General features: G+C 53.9%; 2 protein-coding genes. Both read right to left on the reverse strand.

All coding sequences use genetic code 11. The features are described 5' to 3' along the window. A partial coding sequence (locus ACOTX5_RS26175) for a DUF6453 family protein (RefSeq protein WP_421632512.1) occupies positions 1-203 on the reverse strand: 203 nt, incomplete at its 3' end. Between the two features lies 1 nt (position 204). After that, positions 205-4,086 (reverse strand): phage tail protein, encoded by a 3,882-nt coding sequence (locus ACOTX5_RS26180; RefSeq protein ID WP_139003257.1) that lies wholly within the window; start codon positions 4,084-4,086, stop codon positions 205-207. Positions 4,087-4,200: the final 114 nt, after the last annotated feature.

Consider the following 4,200-nt stretch of genomic DNA (forward strand, 5'->3'; position numbering starts at 1 on the left):
TGAAGCAGACCTGAATCAAGATAAGCCGTCGCGTGAGGGATAAACAGCACCTGCGCCCCGGAAACATAACCGGCAATATCAGCGTATTTGGCTTTCTGGTAGCCACTGTCAAAGTAGGCCCCAAACGACGGGCATCGCAGGCCCGCAGTTATCTCCATGCGCTTTCCGCCGTCATTTAGTTCTATCAGTAGTCCTGTCGGCATTTTATGTCCACGTCCCCAGTACGATGCGGCCGCCACCCGGAATATTAATGGTTACGCCATTACCATTAATCACCGTTGTATTGCCGGAGCCATTGAAAGAAAAATTACCGTTTGTGGCGTAAATCGAGCCGCGAACGGTCACGTTGTTAAACGTCGCGTAGCCAGATTTGTTGATGTGCCAGCCAACGTTCCCGGTACCGTCCCAGGTTGAAGATTGGATATAGCTGCCGATCTTGGCGTTTCCAATCGTCCCGTCTCCAATAACCGTGTCCCGAATTATGGTCTGCCCATTCTGGATAACGAAAGGAAGCGTAACGGTCGCTCCGGCCTGGTGCGTTACGCCGAAGCGGTCAGCCAGGAAGATAACCTGCGACTGCATGCCGGACGGCGTATTCTCCACGCCGATCCCCATCCCTGCCGCGTAAAGCTGACCATTGCTGGATAACCCGACCTTGATGCTGTACATCGCCTTCAGGTCGCCGTTGACGTTCGCAATGGCCTGCGCGTTGGTGGTGATCGCTGAAGTGTGCCCGTTGATGGTCGCCGTGATGCCGTTTATCTGCGTGGCGGTGGCCTGCTGATAATCGGAGAACGTCTGGTTCAGGCTGTTGATGGATGCCTTGTTGCCGTTCACGTCAGTCTGCAAACTTAGCAGCGAACGTGCTGTTGCCTCCCTGTCGCTTGCCATGACGTTATCAATACGATCGATGCCGGCCTTGCTGTCACCGTACTGCGCACTGAGTCTCACCCGCTGATCAACCTGCGCCAGCGTACTCGTTATTAGCGCGATAGCGTTATTCTGGATGCCGCCGCTGGCAGTATCGGTTCTTGCTCCCAGCTCCTCCAGGCGGGATGCCATTGATGAAGTCGTGTCGGTGACAACCTGTCGCAACGTGGTGATATCAGCAGTGTTTTGCGAGCTGGCTTGTTCAGCTGCATCTGCCTTACCTGATGCAGCGTCAGCTTTACTCGAAGCCGAATCAGCTTTATCAGAAATGACCTGAGTACTCGCAGTGAGCTGATCAACAGCAGTAGCCCTTGCCTGAGTTTCATCTGACAGAGCCTGCCTTACCTCGGTAATTCCCGCCTCGTTCTGCGCAGTTTTTGCCTCAAGACGCGTAACATCCGTTACGCGCGCCTCCGTTTCAGTAGCGATCACCTCCCGGAGCTGTTCGAAAGTCGCAGAGTTAGCGCCCTGTTGGGCTGTCTGGCGCACGACAACATCGGCAATAGCCAGCGCGTTTCCGATGATTGCTTCAGCGGTCTGCTTGTTCGAGCCAACCGCAGCAGCAAGGCCGTCTGCGTTCTCTTTGATTGCATCAGCCAGTTCTGCCAGTTTTCCGCTGCTGTCCAGCGCGTTCTCGATCAAGTCTTTGAACGTATCGGAGCCTTTCATGTCCTCCAGGATTGCATCGGTGATATCGGATACATCGATGCTGGCCTGCCCGCGCACAAAGTCTGTATACCCTGATTCGTTTCCGCTGCGGTCCACCAGCTGCGCGCGGTACCAGAAAATTTGCCCAGCCTTTAGGCCCATCTGCTGATACTTGCGCTGCGGATAGGGTACGTCTGCCAGCAGCATCGCATCGTCTTCCGTCCCGGTCAGACTGTACTGAATTTCCGTCTTCAGCGTGTCGTCGGTGTTCGCCGGGAATCCCCAGCTCAGCTCGATACCGAATACCACATTATCGGAAGCGATGAAGCCGACCGGTTTCGGCGGATTGCCCACTTTACCCGTAAGATTTACTTCTGCTGATGTTGCCCAGACTGATGAAACGTCGCTGGCGTTCACCGCCCTGACGCGCACCAGATAACGTCCGGAGTAGATACCCTGCACTTCAAAACCGAGAGAAGACGTTCGGGGCACACTAATCCAGTTGCCACTGTCACGCCGCCATTCAGCCTCGTACGCAACTGCCCCCTGAACAGCATCCCAGGCAACACGCATGGTGGTAACAGCAATGTTCTGGTTAACCGTAGAGTAACTGTCAACGACAATATTACCAGGAGGTGCCTGAACCCCTGGAGGGATGACACTGATCGGACGCTCGTCCAGCCTTGCCCCGGTATCAACGGCGGAATAGATGTCAGGGTTGTAAGTCGTCCCGGTGACTTCGAAAGTACCGTCGTTGTTGTCCCGCGTTCCCGTAACACGGAAAAGCGCTATATACAGATCGTCAGAATCCACACCCCAGTTACATTCAGCCTCCGGCGTTTCGCTGTAGGGTGTGGTGACAGTGACTGTGTTTCCCTTAACGGCCTGGACGGTTCTGGCCTGAGCTATTCCTGATGGCAGGTTCAAAAACAAACGGTTACCGGCTTTCACATCAGCGGCGCGATCGAGGGTTATGTTGCGGCCGTTAACCGTACTCACCCTGCCGCCGATAGTTCTTCCGGCAAGCTCATTAGTGGCCACGCCGATCACTTCCCCGACAGGGGGAACGTCCATGCCTGTGCTGAAAGTCACCACCTCGCCAATACCGTTAGTAAGCAGCGCCCAGCGCCCCCGACGGTTTGCCTCTGACTGCCTGGTGCAGCCGATTGCGGTCATTTCGAGCTGACGATAATCGAAGCGCATGGCCAGATCGTTATCGTAAACAGGCTCAGGCGTATCTTTATAGTGGTTGGCCGGGTCTGACCAGTTCACCAGTGCGGCGGTGTTTCGGGTGGTTTCACTCGGGTCCGCAAAGGTAAATTTACCCTCAACCACGCTGGCGTGGTTATAGATATGCCACACATCACGGGGCATATCGGCGAGGACATACATCTTATTGTCGCCCCAGTACGTCATACCGCGAAAAATACCTGCCAAATCACGGAGTACGGTCCAGGCGTCATTACGGTCCTGGATATAGACGTTGCAACGAAAACGCGGCTCCGTCCCGCTGCCGCCCTTTCCGTCTGGTACCAGCTGATCGCAATACTGGGCGATGCGATAAAGCTCCCATTTGTCTATCTGTGTCGCGTCGATTCTTTGACCCAGCCCGAAACGCTCGTTCAGAATGATGTCGTAATAAATCCAGGCGGGGTTATCCGTCCATGCCCATTTAAAAACACCTTCCCATGTACCAGAGTAAGTGCGGGTTTCAGGATCGTAGGTATCAGGTACACGGATGATTCGCCCTTTCGGATTGCACACAACCTGAGGAATGCCATTAGGGAACTGCTTTGCGTCAAACTCTACATACAGCAGCGCTGTGTTAACGTAGCGAAGTTTGGCGTCAATAATTTCAGTAACGGCCACAACGCGCATGGTGTCGACGATATTCACGCTCGTGGAATCCGGCGTGATTCTGCGAACCCGCAACTGCCATCCAGTCGAGGCTTTCGGAAGATTGACGCGGTGACTGCGCTCATAAAGCGACGTGGTTTTGTCATCAACAGCACCGTTAACCACCGTTTCATACGGCCCGCCATCGACCGACAGATCGATAGCATACTCGACGCGGGTGCCGACTTTGTCGCCGTTGTTTTTCTGGAGTAAAAGAGTTGGCCATCCCAGGCGAATTCGCAGCGCAGAGAGCTGCGTGTTGGATACCGCGCGCACGTACGGCACAGCCTGTTTCAGCTCATATGAAACCTGAAGTTCGTTTTCAATGCCAGGGAAGCCCTGAATGTAGTCCTGGTCCTGAGTACCGGAACGGAACTCATATTTCACATTATTGAAGTTATAACTTCCGTCGTCGTTCTGAAGAGGCGTGTATGAAGATGAGTCACCAAGAAAAATATTTTTACCGTCAAGCCCGCCGGCGAACTCACCCTCCCCAAGAGCAATCAGCACCTTTGCCCTTGCAATGGACTGAATGCTGTCCGGTGCTTCAACGGGCGTTCGGGTCTGGTTGCTGCCACCTTTACCGCGGCCTTTGATGATTGTCGTCGTCATATTTCGCCCATAAAAAAGCCACCTTAAGGTGGCTACTGTTTGAATATCAGGATGTTGATTCCTTACAGCCCTGGGTATGTTGATACTTTGCTGTAGTTACTAAATAAAACTTTC

Origin of the sequence: Enterobacter cloacae complex sp. IR5441 (assembly GCF_049238215.1) — a bacterium.
Taxonomy (GTDB): domain Bacteria; phylum Pseudomonadota; class Gammaproteobacteria; order Enterobacterales; family Enterobacteriaceae; genus Enterobacter; species Enterobacter hormaechei_C.

Excerpts from the sequence above, each read along its gene's own strand:
- ACOTX5_RS26180 (WP_139003257.1), bottom strand. The coding sequence starts at position 4,086 with ATGACGACGACAATCATCAAAGGCCGCGGTAAAGGTGGCAGCAACCAG.